The organism is Psychrobacillus sp. FSL H8-0484 (genome assembly GCF_038005325.1).
Classification (GTDB): domain Bacteria; phylum Bacillota; class Bacilli; order Bacillales_A; family Planococcaceae; genus Psychrobacillus.
Window position 1 is genome coordinate 2,675,945 of record NZ_JBBOSZ010000001.1, and the last position, 20,415, is coordinate 2,696,359.

18 protein-coding genes are annotated in these 20,415 nt (G+C 36.6%); 1 reads left to right on the forward strand and 17 read right to left on the reverse strand.

Annotated elements, in window-relative coordinates; genetic code table 11:
* Window positions 1-132 precede the first annotated feature (132 nt).
* The 6 genes from MHH81_RS13035 to MHH81_RS13060 all read right to left on the reverse strand — a co-directional run bounded on the left by MHH81_RS13035 (window position 133) and on the right by MHH81_RS13060 (window position 7,088).
* Window positions 133-1,272, reverse strand: a complete 1,140-nt coding sequence (locus tag MHH81_RS13035; protein WP_340921905.1) for an acyl-CoA dehydrogenase family protein — start codon at window positions 1,270-1,272, stop codon at window positions 133-135.
* Between the two features lie 319 nt (window positions 1,273-1,591).
* Entirely contained in the window at window positions 1,592-2,143 is a 552-nt protein-coding gene (locus MHH81_RS13040; RefSeq protein WP_340921907.1) for a hypothetical protein, read from the reverse strand.
* Between the two features lie 278 nt (window positions 2,144-2,421).
* Window positions 2,422-3,549, reverse strand: coding sequence for an RNA polymerase sigma factor RpoD (rpoD, locus tag MHH81_RS13045; RefSeq protein WP_340921909.1), 1,128 nt, complete (start codon window positions 3,547-3,549; stop codon window positions 2,422-2,424).
* A 28-nt stretch (window positions 3,550-3,577) separates the two neighbouring features.
* Window positions 3,578-5,407, reverse strand: coding sequence for a DNA primase (gene dnaG, locus MHH81_RS13050; protein WP_340921911.1), 1,830 nt, complete (start codon window positions 5,405-5,407; stop codon window positions 3,578-3,580).
* 221 nt (window positions 5,408-5,628) lie between these two features.
* Window positions 5,629-6,438, reverse strand: a complete 810-nt coding sequence (locus tag MHH81_RS13055) for a pyruvate, water dikinase regulatory protein (protein ID WP_340921913.1) — start codon at window positions 6,436-6,438, stop codon at window positions 5,629-5,631.
* A gap of 11 nt (window positions 6,439-6,449) precedes the next feature.
* Window positions 6,450-7,088: a helix-turn-helix transcriptional regulator gene (locus MHH81_RS13060; RefSeq protein ID WP_340921914.1), complete on the reverse strand. Its 639-nt coding sequence runs from the start codon at window positions 7,086-7,088 to the stop codon at window positions 6,450-6,452.
* Between the two features lie 333 nt (window positions 7,089-7,421).
* Here MHH81_RS13060 and MHH81_RS13065 point away from each other — a divergent pair, with 333 nt between their 5' ends.
* A complete protein-coding gene (locus MHH81_RS13065; protein ID WP_340921916.1) occupies window positions 7,422-8,804 on the forward strand; it encodes a glycine--tRNA ligase in 1,383 nt (460 codons plus the stop codon).
* Window positions 8,805-9,695: 891 nt separating this feature from the next.
* Here the strand turns inward: MHH81_RS13065 and recO are convergent.
* From recO to MHH81_RS13120, 11 genes are all read right to left on the reverse strand, one after another.
* On the reverse strand, window positions 9,696-10,475 hold the full coding sequence (recO, locus tag MHH81_RS13070) for a DNA repair protein RecO (RefSeq protein WP_340921918.1): 780 nt from the start codon (window positions 10,473-10,475) through the stop codon (window positions 9,696-9,698).
* A gap of 54 nt (window positions 10,476-10,529) precedes the next feature.
* The gene (gene era / locus MHH81_RS13075; RefSeq protein WP_340921919.1) at window positions 10,530-11,450 is read right to left on the reverse strand and encodes a GTPase Era; all 921 of its coding nucleotides are present in this window, start codon (window positions 11,448-11,450) and stop codon (window positions 10,530-10,532) included.
* On the reverse strand, window positions 11,434-11,844 hold the full coding sequence (locus MHH81_RS13080; protein ID WP_340921922.1) for a cytidine deaminase: 411 nt from the start codon (window positions 11,842-11,844) through the stop codon (window positions 11,434-11,436). Before MHH81_RS13080 ends, era begins: the two co-directional genes overlap by 17 nt.
* A gap of 12 nt (window positions 11,845-11,856) precedes the next feature.
* Window positions 11,857-12,222, reverse strand: a complete 366-nt coding sequence (locus tag MHH81_RS13085) for a diacylglycerol kinase family protein (RefSeq protein WP_340921924.1) — start codon at window positions 12,220-12,222, stop codon at window positions 11,857-11,859.
* Window positions 12,209-12,697: an rRNA maturation RNase YbeY gene (ybeY, locus tag MHH81_RS13090; protein ID WP_340921926.1), complete on the reverse strand. Its 489-nt coding sequence runs from the start codon at window positions 12,695-12,697 to the stop codon at window positions 12,209-12,211. The genes MHH81_RS13085 and ybeY overlap by 14 nt, the downstream gene beginning before the upstream one ends.
* A gap of 18 nt (window positions 12,698-12,715) precedes the next feature.
* Window positions 12,716-14,836 carry an HD family phosphohydrolase gene (locus MHH81_RS13095; protein WP_340921928.1) on the reverse strand — a complete coding sequence of 707 codons (2,121 nt, stop codon included), beginning with the start codon at window positions 14,834-14,836 and terminating at the stop codon, window positions 12,716-12,718.
* A gap of 131 nt (window positions 14,837-14,967) precedes the next feature.
* Entirely contained in the window at window positions 14,968-15,924 is a 957-nt protein-coding gene (locus MHH81_RS13100; protein WP_340921930.1) for a PhoH family protein, read from the reverse strand.
* A gap of 11 nt (window positions 15,925-15,935) precedes the next feature.
* A complete protein-coding gene (locus MHH81_RS13105) occupies window positions 15,936-17,027 on the reverse strand; it encodes a sporulation protein YqfD (protein ID WP_340921932.1) in 1,092 nt (363 codons plus the stop codon).
* A gap of 289 nt (window positions 17,028-17,316) precedes the next feature.
* Window positions 17,317-17,772 carry a hypothetical protein gene (locus MHH81_RS13110; RefSeq protein WP_340921934.1) on the reverse strand — a complete coding sequence of 152 codons (456 nt, stop codon included), beginning with the start codon at window positions 17,770-17,772 and terminating at the stop codon, window positions 17,317-17,319.
* A gap of 27 nt (window positions 17,773-17,799) precedes the next feature.
* Window positions 17,800-18,801 (reverse strand): flotillin-like protein FloA, encoded by a 1,002-nt coding sequence (gene floA / locus MHH81_RS13115; protein WP_340921936.1) that lies wholly within the window; start codon window positions 18,799-18,801, stop codon window positions 17,800-17,802.
* On the reverse strand, window positions 18,801-20,093 hold the full coding sequence (locus MHH81_RS13120; RefSeq protein WP_340925245.1) for an NfeD family protein: 1,293 nt from the start codon (window positions 20,091-20,093) through the stop codon (window positions 18,801-18,803). The genes floA and MHH81_RS13120 overlap by 1 nt, the downstream gene beginning before the upstream one ends.
* Window positions 20,094-20,415: the final 322 nt, after the last annotated feature.

Genomic DNA, 20,415 nt, shown 5'->3' on the forward strand with positions numbered 1-20,415 from the left:
TAAACCCTCCCTCTAAATACAATCTTTTCTAATAGAATTAGTCAACACTAATATTGTACTGCATTCTAACGAAAACGAAAAGCCTAAAGAGGAAGTTTTCACGCTTTGTGACAATTTCGACACATTATTAAACTAACAACCTAAATGCCTTGCGATTACCATACGTTGTACTTCCGAGGTACCTTCACCTATTTCTAATAGTTTAGCATCCCTCATAAAACGTTCTACTTCATATTCTTTCATATAACCGTAGCCACCATGAATTTGAATTGCTTGGTCTGCTATTTCCATGGCAATTTCGGAAGCATATAACTTACACATGGAAGCTTCTTTACCAAATGCACGCCCTTGGTCCTTTAACCAAGCCGCTTTGTATACCATCGTTCGAGCTAGCTCGAGTTTCATTGCCATATCCGCTAACTTAAACTGCGTTATTTGGAATTCAGAAAGTGTTTTACCAAATTGTTTACGCTCCTTTGAATAGCGAATCGCACGATCAAAAGCAGCTTGCGCAATTCCTACTGCCATAGCACCGATACCAATTCGTCCACCGTCTAATGTAACTAAAAATTGTCTAAATCCATTTCCTCGTTTACCAAGTAAATTTTCTTGTGGAACTCGAACATTTTCTAAAACCAATTCGGTTGTATTAGAAGCATTTAATCCCATTTTTTCATAGTTATCTATAACTGTAAATCCATCTGCATCAGTTGGTACAATTATGGCAGAAATTTCTTTTTCGCCATCCTTTATATCTGTAATAGCTGTTAATGCTAAATGTTTTGCATAGGTAGCATTTGTAATAAATGCTTTATTTCCATTTATCACAAAATCATTACCATCTTCTTTTGCAGTCGTTTGCGTTCCTCCAGCATCTGATCCTGCATTAGGCTCTGTTAATCCGAAAGCACCAAAAGATTCACCTGTACATATTGGAACTAAATATTTTTGCTTTTGCTCTTCTGTTCCAAACAAACTTAGAGGAGCACCACCTAACGAAATATGAGCAGAATACGTTATACCGGTCGAAGCACATGCTCGACTTAGCTCCTCTGTGACAATCGCAAAACTTATGGTGTCTGCACCGGCTCCTCCATACTCCTCTGCAAACGGTAAGCCCATCATCCCCATGTCGGCTAACTGTTTGAAGATTTCTTTTGGAAATGCTTTTGTTTTATCTCGCTCCATTGCACCAGGAGCAACCACTTCATCTGCAAACTGACGAATTGTTTTTCGTACCATTTGCTGTTCTTGCGTCAAATCGAAATTCATCTCTTCCATCCCCTTTGCAAAAAAAACGCTTACATTCTTATTATACTAAAAAAACTGTAAATTTACAGTATATAAAAAATCTGTTCTCCAAGTCCAAGTATAAAAGAACTTGAAAGACAGATTTTATTAGATAAATAAACTTAAGAGTAAGACAACTCCAACTCTATATTTATCCAATTTTCTATCAATCAATTTTATATAGTGCACTAGTTTACGCTTAAGAAACTTATTATCTATTAGTAAGATTCTCTATCATTTAAGCTTGCTTGAATGCTGATTTTCGCTAATCAGTTGGTATTTTCGCTAAATTACAAGTTCCTTAAAGATAAAGTTTAAAAACGTAGAATACTATAAGTACAATTCCTAAAATGCCAGAAATGCTGAAATAAACTAGTTTCAGTAGTAATCCGGAAAATAGCCATAGTAAACAATTTCCGATGATTAATCCAATCAACAGGAGAGGATAATTATCAAAATAAATCTCCCATACTTTAAAAGACAATCCTAAAAGTAGTAATGCGGAAAATACGAATAATAGCGGAGTCATAATCGATTTCGTTTTTGCTAGTTTAATAGCTATGTATAAGAATGCGAAAACAGCAATTCCAGAAGCAATAATAGGAATCAAAACAGCAGTAGACATAAATATTAGTGCCACTAGTAATAGGCCTGTCAAGATTCCAATAGCCACTGGTAGTAACAAATTCTTCTTCTCTTTTGAAAGTACAGCTTTGGTAGGTTTCTCTTGTTCTACTAATTCTCCTTGTGCATACAATGCGGTTAAAAAATCACAATAATGTTCCGGAAGAAGCTTATTTTTCTTCCAGAAAGCTATTTCATTTAAGATGATTTGTTTACGCTGAAGTGACATTACACATCCTCATTTCATTATACAATTGACAATAGTATACCATTTATACTGGATTGAAAAAAAGACAGCCTTTAGGGGCACTGCAAGACACTAACATTTATACGAATAAACGCCTTTCAAAAAGACCATTCACAGTAAAAGGTATAATCTATCATTCATATTCAATAAAAACGCCCCCAATTTATGTTTTCACATAATTTGGGGGCGCTTTTATTATGAAACTGGATGTTTTTATCCTTTTTGCATTGCTCTCTTTAGATAGTGGATGTCTTTCAATTCTATTCTAAAAAGTCTTTAAGACGTTTACTTCTAGATGGATGACGAAGTTTACGTAAAGCTTTCGCTTCAATTTGACGAATACGCTCACGTGTAACACCAAATACTTTACCTACTTCTTCAAGTGTTCTCGTACGTCCATCATCTAAACCAAAACGAAGGCGAAGTACATTTTCTTCTCTGTCTGTTAATGTATCTAACACATCTTCTAATTGCTCTTTTAAAAGCTCATAAGCTGCATGATCCGATGGAGATTGAGCGTCCGCATCTTCGATAAAATCACCTAAATGGGAATCATCTTCTTCTCCAATAGGAGTTTCTAATGAAACGGGCTCTTGCGCAATTTTTAAAATTTCACGCACTTTTTCTGCAGGTAAATCCATTTCTTCTCCAATTTCTTCTGGAGATGGCTCTCTACCTAAGTCTTGTAGTAATTGACGTTGTACACGTATTAATTTATTAATTGTTTCAACCATATGCACAGGAATACGAATGGTTCTAGCTTGGTCTGCAATCGCACGAGTGATCGCTTGTCTAATCCACCACGTTGCATACGTACTAAATTTGAACCCTTTACGATGGTCAAACTTCTCAACCGCTTTAATAAGTCCCATATTACCTTCTTGGATTAAATCTAAGAAAAGCATACCTCGACCAACGTAACGCTTAGCAATACTTACTACTAATCGAAGGTTCGCTTCTGCTAGACGTTTTCTAGCTTCTTCATCACCTTGCTCAATTCGTTCAGCCAATGCAACTTCTTCAGATGCTTTTAATAAATCAACACGACCTATTTCTTTTAAATACATACGCACTGGGTCATTAATTTTTACACCAGGAGGAACACTTAAATCGTTTAGATCGAAAGTTTCTTCTTCTTTCCCTTTCATTAAACGGTCTAAGTCTTCTTCATCGCCATCTTTTCGGCCAAGTTCAATCCCCTTACCTTCTAGGTGATCAATGAACTCTTCGATTTGATCGGATTCCAAGTCAAAGGAAGCAAGTTTCTCTGCTATATCGTGATAAGTTAACTCACCATTTTTTTTACCTAGTTCGATTAATTGTTTTTTTGCTTCTGCTAATGATAATTCAATATCCGTTTCTTTTGTACGTTCAGACTTGTCCGCCATAAGAATTCCTCCTTTTACTACCGGATAATTACACAAAAGTTGCTAAAGATTTTCTCAACTGAATCGCCTCTTGGGCTAATTTTAGTGCTTTTGCCATGTCAGCCATTTTCTCTGCTTCTTTTGCTTCCTGTAACTTCCGTTCAATTTGTTGCTCTATCCGGTATTTTCGAATATGGCGCAAACAGTCCATGACTTCCTCTGTTTCATGATCTGGATCACGTTCTGAGAGCGCTGCTTCCATAACTATTTTCCTAAGCTCTGCATCGTTTAGTACTTCTAAAAATCGCTGATAGTCACCGTCTGGATAATCTTCATAATATCCAGTTAATCTTACATAAGCAGCCTCGTAGGCATCTCTAATAAAACATTGTTCCCCACTATTATTTCGAGCTATATCAATTACTTGTGCATTGTGTAGCATATGAGAAAGTAGAATTCTTTCTGCTCTTTCATCTGCCGATATAGTCCTCTTCTTTTTAGTCATCTCTTGCTGAGGTGGCAGAGGATCGGACTGCTCATTCTTAAATTGTTTTGCCTTTTTTCCTTGCAGTTTTCGTAAGTGCTGATAAATTGCTTCTTCTGATACATTCGTCTCTTGCGAAAGTTGTCGAATATATAGGTCACGCTCTACGGAAGAGTTTCTTTCACTCAGTATTTCCAAGATCTCTTGAATATACTGCAGCGTATCGTTTTCATTATTAAAATTTTTGTCTCTTTTCGAAACAATCATCATAAAAGATAAATAAGAATGGGGCTTCTCAATAATTTTCGTTTGAAAAGCCTCTTCCCCATAGTTTTTAATATAATCATCTGGATCCATTGCATCTGGTATGATTGCGACTTCAGTTTGAATGTTTTGAGCTTGCAAAGAGTTTGCTGCTCTTTTAGCCGCTTCCATACCAGCTTTATCTCCGTCATAACATAGTGTGACGTTTGAGGTTAATCTATTCAGTTTTGTTATATGTTGAGACGTCAATGCAGTTCCCATTGTTGCAACGCCATTTTCTATTCCAGCTTTAGATGCTGCAATCACATCTAAGAAACCTTCAAAAACAACAACATTGCGTTGCTTTCGAATTTCTAGTCTAGCTTTATCTAAGTTATAAAGTACTTGGCTTTTCTGGAAAATAGGAGATTCTGGACTATTTAAATACTTTGCTTCATTTTCATTTTTCTCAAGTATTCTTCCAGAAAAAGCAATTACTTGCCCGGTTTCATCAAAGACGGGAAACATTATTCTTCCTCGAAAACGATCAAAATACTTTAATTCATTTTCTTTTCTGATAATGAGCCCAGTTTTCTCAATTTCTTGTAAATCCATACCTTTTCGTTCTAATAAGGTCGTTAGAGCATCCCAATTAGGAAGTGACCAACCTATTTTATACTTTTCGATAAGTTGTGTAGAAAACCCTCTTTCTTCTAAGTAATTTAATGCATTTTCCCCTTCCTCCGTATGAAGTAGTAAATGATGAAAATAATCGCTTGCAAATTCATGCGCTTTTTTCATGATTGACACTTCTTTTGAGACAGGTGCTTTTACTTCTGAATTATTGGAGGAGCTTTCTTCAATCGTTAAACCTATTCGACTTCCAAGTTTACTTACTGCATCTTGGAAAGACAGATTTTCGATATCCATTAAAAATGTAATTACGTTTCCGCCAGCCCCACATCCAAAACAATGAAAAATTTGTTTTTCTGAGGTTACTGAAAAAGAGGGTGTTTGTTCACCGTGAAAAGGACATAGGCCAAAATAATTTCTACCTCTTTTCGTAAGTTGAACATATTCACTAATTACATCGACAATATCTGTGTTATTTCTAACTTGTTCGATAACTTGTTCTTCTATACGATTTGTCATTATTTCACCAGCTTTACTTGCTACTTTGTATTAATTCGAGAGAATCAAGAAAAATCCTGCAAGAATCGACAAAATAATTCAAAAAAAAGTTTCATATAGTTATTATCCTTTTTCCACAAATAACTATTATAAAACATTTTATTTTATTAATCTATACTTTATTCGATTCTCCATACAAAAAAACCTTTTCACAAATGTGAATCGGCTCTTATATCATAAAATTATTTTTGCTGTACATGGTTAATCACTACATTAGCAGTTTCTTCTACTGCTCTATTTGTTACATCGATTACTCTACACCCTATTTTTTGTACGATTTTTTCAAAATGGGCGATTTCATCGTTGATACGATCTATTTTAGCATAACTTGCATCATCATTTAAACCAATAGCTATTAATCTTTCTTTGCGAATCGTGTTTAATTTTTCTGGAGTAATAACTAATCCGAAGCATTTAGCAGGATCTACTAAGAAAAGCTCTTCTGGTGGCTCCACTTCTGGAACAAGTGGTACATTAGCAACTTTATATCTTTTATGCGCTAAATACTGGGATAATGGTGTTTTAGAAGTGCGAGAAACGCCTATTAAAACAATATCTGCTTGTAATACGCCTCTTGGATCTCTACCATCATCATACTTTACTGCAAATTCAATTGCTTCGATTTTCTTAAAATAATCTTCATCTAACTTCCGAACTAACCCAGGCTCTTCAAAAGCCTTTTCTTCTAAATTTTTCTCCAATAAATTGATTACTGGACCAATTAAATCAACCGATTCTAAATTATACAGATCGCAATATTTGATAAGAGCATCTCGCATGCCCTTCTGAACAAGCGTATACAAAATAATTGCCTTTTGTTCATTTGCCAGTTCCGTAATTTCTTTAATATGATCCAAAGAATCAATATGAGGAAATCTTTTCAATTTTGTATGTTGTAGACCAGGTCTAAATTGACTTATTGCCGCTTTTGCTACTAGTTCGCCCGTTTCTCCGATAGAATCTGAGACTATAAACAGGTTTAGCATTTTCATCGTTTCACTCCTCATAGATCATGGTCGTCAGCTAAAGATAAGAAAGCTCGTGTAATATTTGTTTTCGTAATTCTCCCAACTACCTCTAATCCATCTTCTCCTGTTTTTACAACTGGTAATGAATCAATTTGACGACTCATTAATTTATTTGCTACCTCGATAATCGTATCTTCTTTAGAACAGTACGTAATATTTGGCATTCTTGTCATAATCATATGTACTGGGATTTTATTTAAATCCTGATTTCCTATACTAGTGCGTAGAAAATCTTTTCTCGAAAGAACACCAGATAATAGTGATTTTTTATCAACGACGAACAATGATCCTACGTCTTCTAAAAACATATGACAGATTGCATCATATACAGTCATGCTTTCATCCACCACGATTGGAATAGACTGAAAATCCTTTACGAGCATTTGTGCAATATTATCGGAAATTGCTTGGCTTGTTTTTTTGCCAGAATAAAAATATCCAACGCGCGGGCGAGCATCTAGAAATCCAGCCATTGTTAAAATAGCAAGATCTGGTCTAAGAGTAGACCTAGTTAATTTAAGCCGTTCTGCAATTTGTTCACCAGTAATAGGGCCGTTACCTTTTACAATGTCCAAAATTTCGACTTGCCGTTTGTTGAGTTCGATTGGACTCACCGCCTCAAAGTGTTATACTAATACTCATTTATTATATACTATATTAACCGTTATTGCGAAGTAAAGAAGCTCGTGATACAATAGCAACAAATAATAAAGCGTTGAAGAGCATTATAAGTACTGTACCAGTAGCGAGTGGAGGTAGTGAAAGTCCACATGACAGGAAAACGGCAGCTCGGAGCTTATGCTTTTAAAGAGGATTGTTTTTACAATCAATCGGGGTGGAACCGCGGGTATTAAACTCGTCCCCGGGCTAATATGGCCCGGAGACGAGTTTTTTTGTCTCTATTTTTCCTTTTAAGAGCATTTATAAAATAAAATGGAGGTATTTTTATGAAATTTACAATGGAAAACGTAGTAAGCTTAGCTAAACAAAGAGGATTTGTTTTCCCAGGGTCTGAAATTTATGGCGGATTGGCGAACACTTGGGATTACGGTCCACTAGGTGTGGAATTAAAAAACAATGTAAAAAAAGCATGGTGGAAAAAATTTGTTCAAGAATCTCCTTATAATGTAGGCCTAGACGCTGCAATTTTAATGAACCCAAAAACATGGGTTGCTTCTGGACATATCGGTAATTTTAACGATCCTATGATTGACTGTAAAAAGTGTAAATCACGACACCGTGTCGATAAAATTATTGAAGATGTACTTGAGAAAAAAGGGATTGAAATGGTTATTGACGGTCTTTCATTCGAGAAAATGGAAGAAATCATGAAGGAACATGAAGTTGTGTGTCCATCATGTGGTGCTTTTGACTATACAGAAATTCGCCAGTTCAATTTAATGTTCAAAACGTTCCAAGGTGTGACTGAAGCTTCAACAAATGAAATTTTCTTACGCCCTGAAACTGCACAAGGTATTTTTGTTAACTACAAAAATGTCCAACGTTCGATGCGTAAAAAAATGCCCTTTGGTATAGCACAAGTAGGTAAAAGTTTCCGTAACGAAATTACACCAGGTAACTTCACATTTCGTACAAGAGAATTCGAGCAAATGGAATTAGAATTTTTCTGTAAACCAGGTGAAGATATGGAATGGTTCGAATTCTGGCGCAGCTATTGTAAAGATTGGTTATTAAAATTAGGCGTTTCAGAGGATAGCATTCGTTTACGTGACCACTCTGAAGACGAACTTTCTCATTACTCCAATGCTACAACAGATATCGAATTTAAATTCCCATTTGGTTGGGGCGAGCTATGGGGTATTGCCGACAGAACTGATTTTGACCTAAAACAGCATATGGAGCATTCTGGTGAAGATTTTAACTATATTGATCCATTAACAAACGAAAGATATGTACCATATTGCATCGAGCCTTCATTAGGAGCAGACCGTGTTACACTTGCTTTCCTATGTGAAGCTTTCGACGAGGAGCAACTGGAAGGCGATGACACGCGTACTGTATTACGATTCCATCCTGCACTTGCACCAGTAAAAGCAGCGATACTACCTTTATCTAAAAAATTATCTGAAGGTGCTACATCTTTATTTGCGGACTTAAGCAAACACTTTATGGTAGATTATGACGAGTCACAATCTATTGGTAAACGTTACCGTCGTCAAGATGAAATTGGTACACCATTCTGTATCACATACGATTTCGACTCTGAAACAGATGGTCAAGTAACAGTACGTCACCGTGATTCTATGGAACAAACAAGAATGCCAATCGCAGATGTAAAAGCATATATTGAAGGCCATCTACAATTTTAAAAATAGCGGTAAGCGTCCTTTAAAAGCCTAACCTGGTTGCGCTAGTTTTCGCAGTGCTTTGGACGGGACGTGTGGTACAACATTACCGAGTGGTGATAGTTTAGAAGGGAGAAAAGTGACTAGCGTCACTTTTCTCCCTTCTTTTTTCTGTACTATGTTTAGGTGCTTATGGAGCACTTAGAACTGAACGAGTTCTACACCATATCGAGATTTCTTGATGCAGAGGGATGCGACTTTGTCGCATCCCTCTGCATTTTTTCGCTAATCGTGTGGAAGTCGTTCGTCCATCAATCTCCATAGCTACTTGTAATAGAAGTGCCAAAGCTTTTGGAAATGATAGAATAGCCATTTTCCTATTTATACAATAAGCAGCCAAAGATGCAATTTTGGCTGCTCAGTCCTTCTCTAGCGTACTTTTCGCCTTTTCGATTGGAGGTAGTGTCCCTTTTCTAGATAGCTTCTCCATATTGCCAGCATGAGCTTTGCAAAAATAAGCAAGTAACACATGATAAGAAACGATAGAGTGCCCGAAATTGTATCTTCGGGCACTTCCATTTAGGATTTTGCACGGCGGCGTGAGACTCCTGTGGGAAAGCGAGACAGTCGAGACCCCGCACGAAGCGTAGCGTAGGAGGAGGCTCGGCGCTCGCCCACGGAAAGCGAACAGAGCCGTGCTAAATCCAATTAGCGGGTACTTATTAGGAATTTTATTAGAATACCACTTTTTCAGTGCCCTCGTAATGATGTAGTGTTCAATTCGTCCAAAGCGAACCCAAAACGTACAAGTGCAAAATGGGTCCCTTGCGCATTTCTTGTGAAATTTTAATGAGGCAAATTGGATAATCAACAACCGTGACTTTAAATGACAGAAAAAGATCCAAGTCAGAAGAATTATTCTGAACTTGGATCTTTTTTTGGATTGAAAAACTCAGGTGTCTTCTCCATTTGATCTAAAAAACCTTGCGATTTCAAACGAATACCGACTTGCTCATTATAGATTGTTCGAACTATTTTTTTAATAAACCCTTTTGACTCTTTTTTTAAGGAAAGCTTTCCAACCTGGTTAATCGGAACCGTATAAAAAGTCCGGATAAGTTTGACCTGCGCAGGTGTCAGTCGTATTAAATACGGATCAATCGAAAAGCATCTGTGACAAAGAAAGCCAATTTGGGCAAAAGAAAATGCAAACTCTCCATCTGTCGCACCACAATTTACACATTGATGTAACACAGGATGAATCCCTGCGATAGGTAGCATTTTCCACTCAACAAATAAACTAATTGCTTCCGGATCATATTCTTGTGAAATAGCTTCCAACGCTTGTTGCAAAATAGTAAACACATGCGGTTTCGGATACTCATCATCTATTAGCTTATCAACCAGTTCCATTATAAAGCTGGCGTATGCGGTAGTGAAAATATCTTCACGAATAGAGCGCATAGAGTCTATGATCTCGCCTTGCTGTAGTGTTCCCATTCCTCTACCTTGTTGAATTAGAAAATAGGCATACGTGAAAGGCTGAGATATAGAGGACAGACGGCTCGTCGGTTTTTTTGCCCCACGAGCCATTGCCGCTCTCTTTCCAAGTTCTCGCGAAAAAATAGTGACTATTTTATCTGTTTCTCCATATGATGAAGTCCGTAAGACAATCCCTTCTACTTTTTGAAGCAAAAGCCTTCCCTTCCTTCTTCACTATATGTGGAAGCCTCAGTGCTTCCTTATTTCTTAGTACTCGTCATCTCTAAAACCGTAGTCTCTCAAATGGGTTGATTTATTACGCCAATCTTTTTGTACTTTCACCCAAAGCTCTAAGAATACTCTCGTACCAAGTAACATTTCGATATCATGTCGCGCTCTCGTTCCAACCTCTTTTAATAGTGCTCCCCTTTTCCCGATGACAATTCCTTTTTGGGAATCTCTTTCAACAATAATGGTTGCTTGGACGCGAATCATATCTTTTTCCGTGTCTTCTTCTTTTTTTATTTTATCAATAATTACTGCAATGGAATGTGGAATTTCTTCTCGAGTTAAATGGAGCACCTTTTCACGAATCATTTCAGAAATGATAAATCGTTCTGGATGATCTGTTACTTGATCTGCAGGATAATATTGAGGACCTTCAGGTAAATACTTTTGAATGGTTTCAAGAAGTCTATCTACGTTATTTCCTTGTAAGGCAGAAATAGGAATTATCTCCGCAAAATTATACTTGCTCTTATACGAGTCCACAATTTTTACTAATTCGTCTGGATGTATTTGATCGATTTTATTGATAATTAGAAAAACAGGTGTTTCGTTATGCTCAAGCATTTCCATAATATATTCATCAATCTTACCTCTTGGTTCTGTTGCATTTACCATGAACAAAATGACATCCACTTCACGTAGAGTGTTCTTAGCAACTTTCAACATAAAGTCACCAAGCTTATGCTTTGGAACATGGATTCCAGGTGTATCGATAAAAATCATTTGACTATTATCTTGCGTCACTACGCCTTGTACTTTATTTCTAGTTGTTTGGGGCTTATCACTCATAATGGCAATTTTTTGCCCAACTACTCGATTTAAAAATGTGGATTTACCTACATTAGGTCTTCCGATAATCGATATAAATCCTGATTTAAAACCTTCATTGTTTTGCTGCATAGTCTAAATCCTCCGTTGTAAAAGCACCTGGTAACAATTCTGAGACCGTTGTTTCTAATACATTTCCTTTTAAATTTGTTAAATATACTGGCATATCTCCATCACAAAACTCAGCAAGTACTTGTCTGCATGCTCCACATGGAGAAATGGGACCTTCTGTATCTCCAACAATTGCAATTGCTGAAAATTCTTTTTTCCCTTCTGATACCGCTTTAAAAATAGCTGTACGCTCTGCACAGTTAGTCAGTCCATACGATGCATTCTCAATATTACAACCGTGAATAACTTCCCCGTCTTTCGTTAGTAAGGCAGCACCAACCGGAAATTTTGAATATGGTACATACGCTTTTTCTCTTGCTACTTTGGAAGCTTCTAATAATTTTTCTCTGTTCATACATTCACACCTCTAAAATAAGATTCCCGACCATTTCGGGATAAATATGATTAAACCAACGATCACCGTACCAATTGCATATACTAGACAAGCTCCAGCTGCTAAATCCTTCGCTTGTTTTGCAAGTGGATGTAACTCGGGAGAAGTTAGATCAACTACACGTTCAATAGACGCATTTACTAATTCTATCATGAACATCCCGAATATTAATAACACAATGATTATCCATTCCCATTTTGACAGTCCAGTGAACCAACCTGCACACAATACTATAATGGCTGCTCCTAGATGAAAACGGAAATTTTGTTCACTTTTAAGTGCATGCACAACTCCTTGAGACGCAAATGCAAATGCCTTAAAAAACTTAGGAAAGTTCATGGCCTTCACGCATCAAGCCAAAAGCTTGTAAAATCGTTTCTTGCAAACCGAACATCTCTATTTCTTGTTCTTCCGTACCGTGGTCGTATCCAAGTAAGTGTAAAAAACCATGAACAGCTAAAAAGCATAGCTCTCGTTCAAATGAGTGTCCATATGATTCTGCTTGTTCTTTCGTACGTTCAACAGATATGACAATATCTCCTAGCATTGTTGGAATGTCCGCATCTAGGATCTCCATTTCCCCTTCACCCATTTCTTCCATTGCAAAAGAAATCACATCTGTCGGCATATCTTTTTTACGATATGTTTTATTAATTTCTTGAATGACATCATTTGTTACAAAAGTAACACTTACTTCACTACCCTCTTTTATGTCTAATTGTTCCCCTGCAGATTGCAATACTTTTTCGACTAAGGCAATCGTCTCTTCCGATAATGTATTTGTTTCGTCCATTAAATCGAGTTCTAACATCATTTTTTTCTCCTAACATTTCTATTTTGGGTATTCAATTCGCGAATGAAATGTACCGTTCATCGTAGAGCAGAAGCTTTCTTCCATTTTTTTTATTTCTCGCAAAGATAAATCACATTCATCAAATTGTCCATCTAATATTTTGTCTTTAATAATTGATTGAATTAATTTTTGAATTTTCTCTGCATTTGGCTCTTTCATCGAGCGAACTGCAGCTTCCACACTATCAGCTACCGAAATTATAGCAATTTCTTTCGTTTGAGGCTTTGGCCCTGGATATCGAAAACTTTCTTCCGATATACTTTCATTTGTTTCTTTTGCTTTATAGTAAAAGAATTTTAGAAAACTTGTACCATGATGCTGCGCCGCCACATCTACTATTTCTTTTGGTAATTTATGTTTTTGTAAAATTTTCGCACCATCTTCTGCATGTGCAATAATAATATCGCGACTAGCTTCAGGAGGTAAGCTATCATGCGGGTTATACCCATTCATTTGGTTTTCAATAAAAAATCCAGGACGATTTGTCTTACCAACATCGTGATAATAACAGCCAACTCGTGCAAGCAATCCATTCGCGCCAATCACTTCACAAGCCGCTTCCGCTAAGTTTGCGACCATTAAACTATGATGATACGTGCCAGGAGTTTCCGTTAATATTTTTTTTAGCAAGGGATGATTTGGATTAGATAGTTCAATCAGTCTCATAGTTGATAAAATACCGAATACAGACTCAAAAAACGGTAAAATCCCAATTGTTAACGCTCCTGATAAGATACCTGACAGCACAGCTGCACCAATATAAAATAAAATATCCGTAAATTCATACGTTGTTTTCGTCATTAATATATAAAAGACAATAAATAAAGTATTAACCGAAGCAACAATTAAACTGGAGCGTAATATTTGAGAATTATTGTACATGCGCTGCATAGCAAATATTCCTGCAATCCCTCCAAATAATATGTATAACGATATTTCCATTTGAAACACATTTGTATAACCTTCTTGAAAAATTATTCCTGCATACGCTGATACAACAAAACTTGTTATAAATGCCGCACGTTCATTTACTAATAAATAAACAAGCATGGAAACTATTGCTGTTGGAAACAAAAACGCAATAATTACATCAAAATTATTCGCAACTGATTGTAACACTTTCATCATTAATACGGAAACAATTAAACTAAAAGCTACAACGATCAAATTTTTTGCATTATTAATCGTTTTTTCTCGACGATGTATCGTTTGTCCAAATAATACCCACATGGTAAGTATGACAAATAGTCCGACTCCAATATACGGCTTATAGGATGCTTTAGATGCTTTATTTGTAAGCATCCCAAGTAGTTCCAGTTGTCTATAGACTTCCCTGTCGATAATTTCTCCTTTTTGTACAAGTATTTGCCCCTGTAGAATTCGAGTCGGATCGACACTTGCTTTCGCTTGTTCTATGCGAAGCTGGGTTTGCTCTTCATTTATTACTTCTGTTGCTACAATGGTTCCTCTCGCAATAAATAGAAGCACATTCATGTAATCATCAGAATAATTAAACGTCCTTCTTACCTGTTGAGCAATTTGCTCTCGCTCACTAGTAATATTTTCCGAGCGAATTGGTTCATTCAATGCTTCCTCTACAAGGACAGATAGTTTCTCTTTTGTTACCTTAAGGGAAGGAGAAGTCTGCTTCAGTAAAACATTTAACATTTCATCACTTAAAGGAACATAACTTGCATTGTCAGATAGTACATTCATTTCCTTTTTAAGCTTGCCTAACTGTTCATTCATCCCTTCTTGATCAGCTTCTGTTGGCGGAGATTTCTTTACTTCTATCACACTATCAAAAATGGATTCCATAATTGCTGCTTGATTATCAGAGGTTTCTTCTTGAAATTGATAAACTGGAAGAACTTCCAATTCAGCTTTTTCACGTTCTTCTTCCGTCTTCAATGGATCTTCCATTGTTTTAACAGAACGGATTGTATCAGGGGCGAGTTGAAACGGTTTTATATCATATTTATTTTCTTTTACATTTCCTATTATTAATAAAAACATGCAAACCGAGGTTAAGAGAATGATGGCTAATGGGAGATACTTACTTTCGCGCCATCCTCTCCATTTCAACATAATTGTTTTCATTCAACCTCATTCCCTTCACAACTAGTTCTTTTATTATACCTTATTATTTGAACAATTCACTAATAATTCCAAAATGAAAAGAAGCAACTGTCTACTATCCGACGGTTGCTTCTTTGATTCAAATAGAATGATTATTTTTCTTCTTCATATGCTTGGATTATTTTGGCTACAAGAGGATGTCGAACGACATCACCTTGCTCTAAATATTGAAAATGAATGCCAGAAACCTTTTGTAAAATTTTCTCCGCCACCGTTAGTCCGGACTCTGCGCCCTTTGGTAAATCAACTTGTGTTTTATCACCAGTAATGACCATTTTCGAACCGAAGCCAAGACGTGTTAAGAACATTTTCATCTGAGCTTTCGTTGTGTTTTGGGCTTCGTCTAAAATAACAAAAGCATCATCAAGTGTTCTTCCACGCATATAAGCAAGTGGTGCAATTTCAATTGTTCCACGTTCCATTAGGCGTTCTGTTTGTTCGGTACCCAACACATCATGCAATGCGTCATATAAAGGCCGTAAATATGGGTCTACCTTCTCTTTTAAGTCTCCAGGTAAGAAACCTAGGCTTTCACCCGCTTCTACTGCAGGGCGCGTTAAAATGATTTTTTTTACATGTGCATTTTTTAAAGCTTGGGTAGCCATTACAACCGCAAGATAAGTTTTTCCAGTACCTGCTGGGCCAATCCCAAAAGTTAAATCGGTGTGACGTATACCTTGTATATATTCACGTTGACCAATTGTTTTCGCACGAATCGCTTTTCCTTTTGTATTTCTTGCAATTTCTTCATCATATAGACTTGAAAAATATTCAATTGTTCCATTTAAGCTCATTTCAATTGCAGAAGAAACATCTCTTAAATTAATGTTTATCCCTTTTCGAATAACTGCAAGAAGTTGTACCATTAATTTTTTTGCCTCTTCTACATTATCCGGTTCACCAACAATTTGTATTAATTCGCCTCTTGTGATGAGTTGTACCTTTAGTTCCTCTTCAATAAGCTTTACATTTTTATCTGATATACCTAGAAGCATTACCGCCTCTGTGGGATCTTGCAAATTTATATCCAGTTGTTTTTGATCGCTCATGCTTCGTCTCCTTAGGGTATAACTTGTGGTATTGCAATATTTTCATTTATCAATAATAAGATCTTCCCATTTACTTTATCATTTTGTATGGATACCTGTAAAACTTTATCTTCTAGTATTTGAGTCCCCGATGGCATTTCATTTACTAATTTTTGAAAGAGCAGAGGTCTTATTAACTGGTCGATTGATTGCTCATTTAATTCGTATGATGCTTCGATATTTTTTTGAACATATCCAGCTTTAAAATAACTTTGAAGAGGTGCAGGTAGTGCAATCTCTTTCCAATAGGGTTGTTTCGCATTACTTTTTTTCTGAATTAAAAATTCTCGTTCAGCCGGTCTTACTATGATTACCTTTTTAGGTAGCTCAAAGCTGAGTTCAATCCAATAACTTGCATACACTTTTCCTTCTGCACTCGTAATAATTCTTTTATCTCCTTGAGTAACAAAACCATGAACAATTATATCCCCTTTTTTTACAGCGACATTTTTTTCGACTGCCCTTACCCCTTTTACTAAATCAAAATCCGTTATTATACCGCTTCGTTTAGCAATTAAATGAGAAGGTGGAGGTTCTTTTATTTTTCGTTCGGTTTGAATTGGAGCTAACATAGGTGAAACAGTGAAAGTAGAACCAGACTGATTAAAGTGCACCCATGAAAACTCTTTATGTTTTAAAAGAATTTTTTGTCTTATTTCTTGTTCCGGTGGCAGAGATGAAGAAAGCATTTTTTCTTGAATTTTTATTTCTTTTAGCTGTTCATAAATAAGGACATTGCTTTCAGGTGAATGTGAATCGATATTAATTGTCCATATAAATTGAGCTAGAACAACTGGAATTATTATAAATAATGCTACACCTATAACAGAAAAAGAATAAAAAGATATTATTCCATTTGTTGATTCATCTACTAATTGAACTGGTATCTTCATTGTTTTTCTAACTTTTCGAAAGGATTTTAAATCTTTACGTTGTATAGAAAAAAATAGGTGTTGTTCTGAACTATATATTCGAAACACTTCGATATTCGCTGCTAGTAAACGTTGAAACAATACATACTGATCTGTTTTTGCTGGTATTTGAACTTGAATAAGCTGTGACATTACGTTTTATCCTTCCTAGTTAGGTTGAAATAGTTAAGCTTTTCTACATGTAAATGAAGGCGATCAATGGATAGAGACTTTATTTGTAAATTTTCCGCATTTATTTCTAAAAGATACTGATTGTAAGAACATACTAAGCTGTTTTCGTTCAACCGAAGAAGGGTAATTTCGTAATCTAATATAATATCGCTGAAATTATCAATCATAATACTCGCATGGAGTGGAAATAATTGTTTTATAAAAAACACCCCTTTACATGAATTTATGCATGTAAAGGGGTGTTCATGAGTTATCTTTTAGATTTTGGAGGTGCTAATATTTCCGAGAAAATAATCGCTCGAACAAGTTCATCTTTTGTATTCGGTAAAATGCTATGAACAATAGGTTTACCACTATTTAAGGAAGCCTTATTTTCCTGATGGACAGATAAGCGTCCAGAGGTTCTGGCAACACCTTGATCTCGGCTAACCTCACGTTGAGGTCTTTCTACAGTGTTTGGAGCAATAACTACCGGTTTAGCTACTGGCTTTTCTTTCAAAACAGGTCTCTTTCGTTCCATTTCAGCTTGCTGTTCCCGCTTAAATTCCTTTGCTAGATCCCCTAAGTTTTTAAAAGGATTGTCAGCTATAGGCTTTCGCTGAGGTGTAGCTGTAAATGGTTTTGGAGCAGGTTTTTGCTCCTGCTTTTTTTTGCCAAACAATGCGCTAATAATACCAATGACAGCGAAAATAATTAATGATTCCAAGGAGAAGACCTCCTTTCTGCATGATAACTAGTCTTTTAACTCATCAGTAGAAGGTTTATCTCCTCCAACTTTACTGATGGAGTCTCTCATACCAGTATCGGCTTTAATATTATTATAATTCATGTAGTCCATTACCCCAATATTTCCTTCGCGAAGTGCTTCTGCCATCGCTAAAGGAACAGAAGCTTCTGCTTCTACTACTTTCGAGCGCATTTCTACTACTTTCGCTCTCATCTCTTGCTCAGATGCTACAGCCATTGCACGACGTTCTTCTGCTTTAGCCTGCGCAATTTTCTTATCTGCTTCTGCTTGTTCTGTTTGTAGTTCAGCACCGATGTTTTTACCTATATCAACGTCCGCTATATCAATCGATAGAATTTCAAATGCAGTACCTGAATCTAATCCTTTTCCTAAAACAGTTTGAGAGATTAAATCCGGGTTTTCTAGCACTCTTTCATGACTCGTACTTGACCCAATTGTACTGATAATCCCTTCACCAACACGGGCAACGATCGTTTCTTCTCCTGCACCACCGACTAAACGATCGATGTTCGCTCGAACTGTAATACGTGCTTTCGCTTTTACTTCAATACCGTTCATTGCAACACCAGCGATAAACGGTGTTTCAATTACTTTCGGGTTAACAGACATTTGTACTGCTTCTAATACATCACGCCCTGCTAAATCAATCGCTGCTGCACGTTCAAATGTTAGTTCAATATTAGCACGATGTGCGGCAATTAAAGCATTTACAACGCGGTCTACGTTACCACCTGCTAAGTAGTGACTTTCCAGTTGATTGATCGAAACTTGCAATCCAGCTTTATGTGCTTTAATCAAAGGGTTTACGATACGCGATGGAATTACTCGGCGTAACCTCATCCCTACAAGTGTAAAAATACTAATCTTAACTCCCGCTGCTAGTGCGGAAATCCATAATGCTATCGGGAAAAATGTGAAAAATACCGATAACAAAATGAATGCTAAAACAATCACCACTATTAGTCCAATTGTAGTTCCTGTAAACATTATGTTGCCTCCCCTTCTGTAGCTTCTCGAACAACAATTCGAGAGCCTTCTACCTTAATAATTTTAACCAGTTTGTCTTTCCCAATAAAACTTCCATCAGATACTGCATCAATACGCTCATTATCTATACGTATAGTTCCAGCAGGTCTAAGTGGTGTCATTGTTTCGGCTAATTTGCCGACTAAATCCAATCGATTTTGATTAGATACATACCCTTGCTCTGTAGTAGTTGCATCAGTCAAAATCACTTTATTCAATGCTTTTAGTCCTTTTCGAAAGAACTTCATCATAATCACCATTCCTAATATAGCAACTGTTAATGCAATTAAAACAGCGATGCTCATTTGTACAAGATCGCCTCCAGCTAATATTATACTAAAAATAATAGCTGCTACCCCTAATATACCACTAATTCCAAAGGGTAAGAAAAATTCTGCAATTATCAGAATTGCTCCGATAACAAAGATAATAATTGTTTCATAACCAGCTAGACCGGCTACTAAATGGCCGAAAAAGAACAGACCAAGTGAGATAAGACCCATGGTCCCTGCCACTCCAAATCCCGGCGAGTATAACTCTAAAATTAACCCTAGACTTGCAATGGATAATAAAATGGGCACAATAATGGGATTCGTAACAAATCGTGCTAGTGATTCCACAAATGCTTGTTCCGTTTCAACAACCTTCGCACCGGAAAGATTCGTCACTTTTAGCAGTTCCTCAAAAGAACTGACCGTTCCATTCGAATACTCCACCTCTAAAGCTTCGGCGGAAGAAAGAGTTAACAATTCACCCTTTGGTGCCCTATACTCAGGAAGATGAACAGTCTCATCGGCCATTGCCTGTGCATAAATTGGATCTTTTCCTGTAAGTTCTGCTGCATTGATCATTTTCGCTTTCCACGCACTCGTTGCTTTTTTATCCGCAGCATTTCCACTGCTATCAATGACAGCAGCTGCCCCAATCGTACCGTTCGGCGACATATATATTTCGTCCGTATGAAGCGCTAAGTATGCACCTGCTGATAATGCTTCGGAGTTAATATAAGCGATTTTTCGAATGGGGGTTGAATCTAATAAATTGATGATTTCTTCAGCGGAATCTACAAATCCACCTGGTGTATTAATATCAAAGATGATTGCGTCGGCTCCAGCCTCTTCCGCATCATGTATGGACCTTTTCAAAAAAGCATGTAACCCTTTTTCCACTTCTTTATATATGGGAATCTTATAAACTACTGTAGTTTCTGCAGCAAACGAAGGAATTACTATACTAAATGACAAAAGTAACATACAGATTGAAATGAAATACCGAGACAATTTCACATATAAACCTCCCTTCTTCTATATGTATAGTACTCTTTACGGAATAGAACGAATAAAGTTTCATTTAAAATAAAATTATTTACAAATGAATCAATTTCATAATTTCAATTTACATAAAAAAACACGAACAATACTAAAGGGAACTAAATATATATTTTAAGCGAAATAAAGTATAGTTGATTCCCGCTCGCTATAGGCGGACGCTTTCCGCGGGGTGAGCGATAGGCCATCACCGCCGCCACGCGTCGTTTGTGATGGCTTATCTGTTTCACCCATCCCGCTGGAGTCG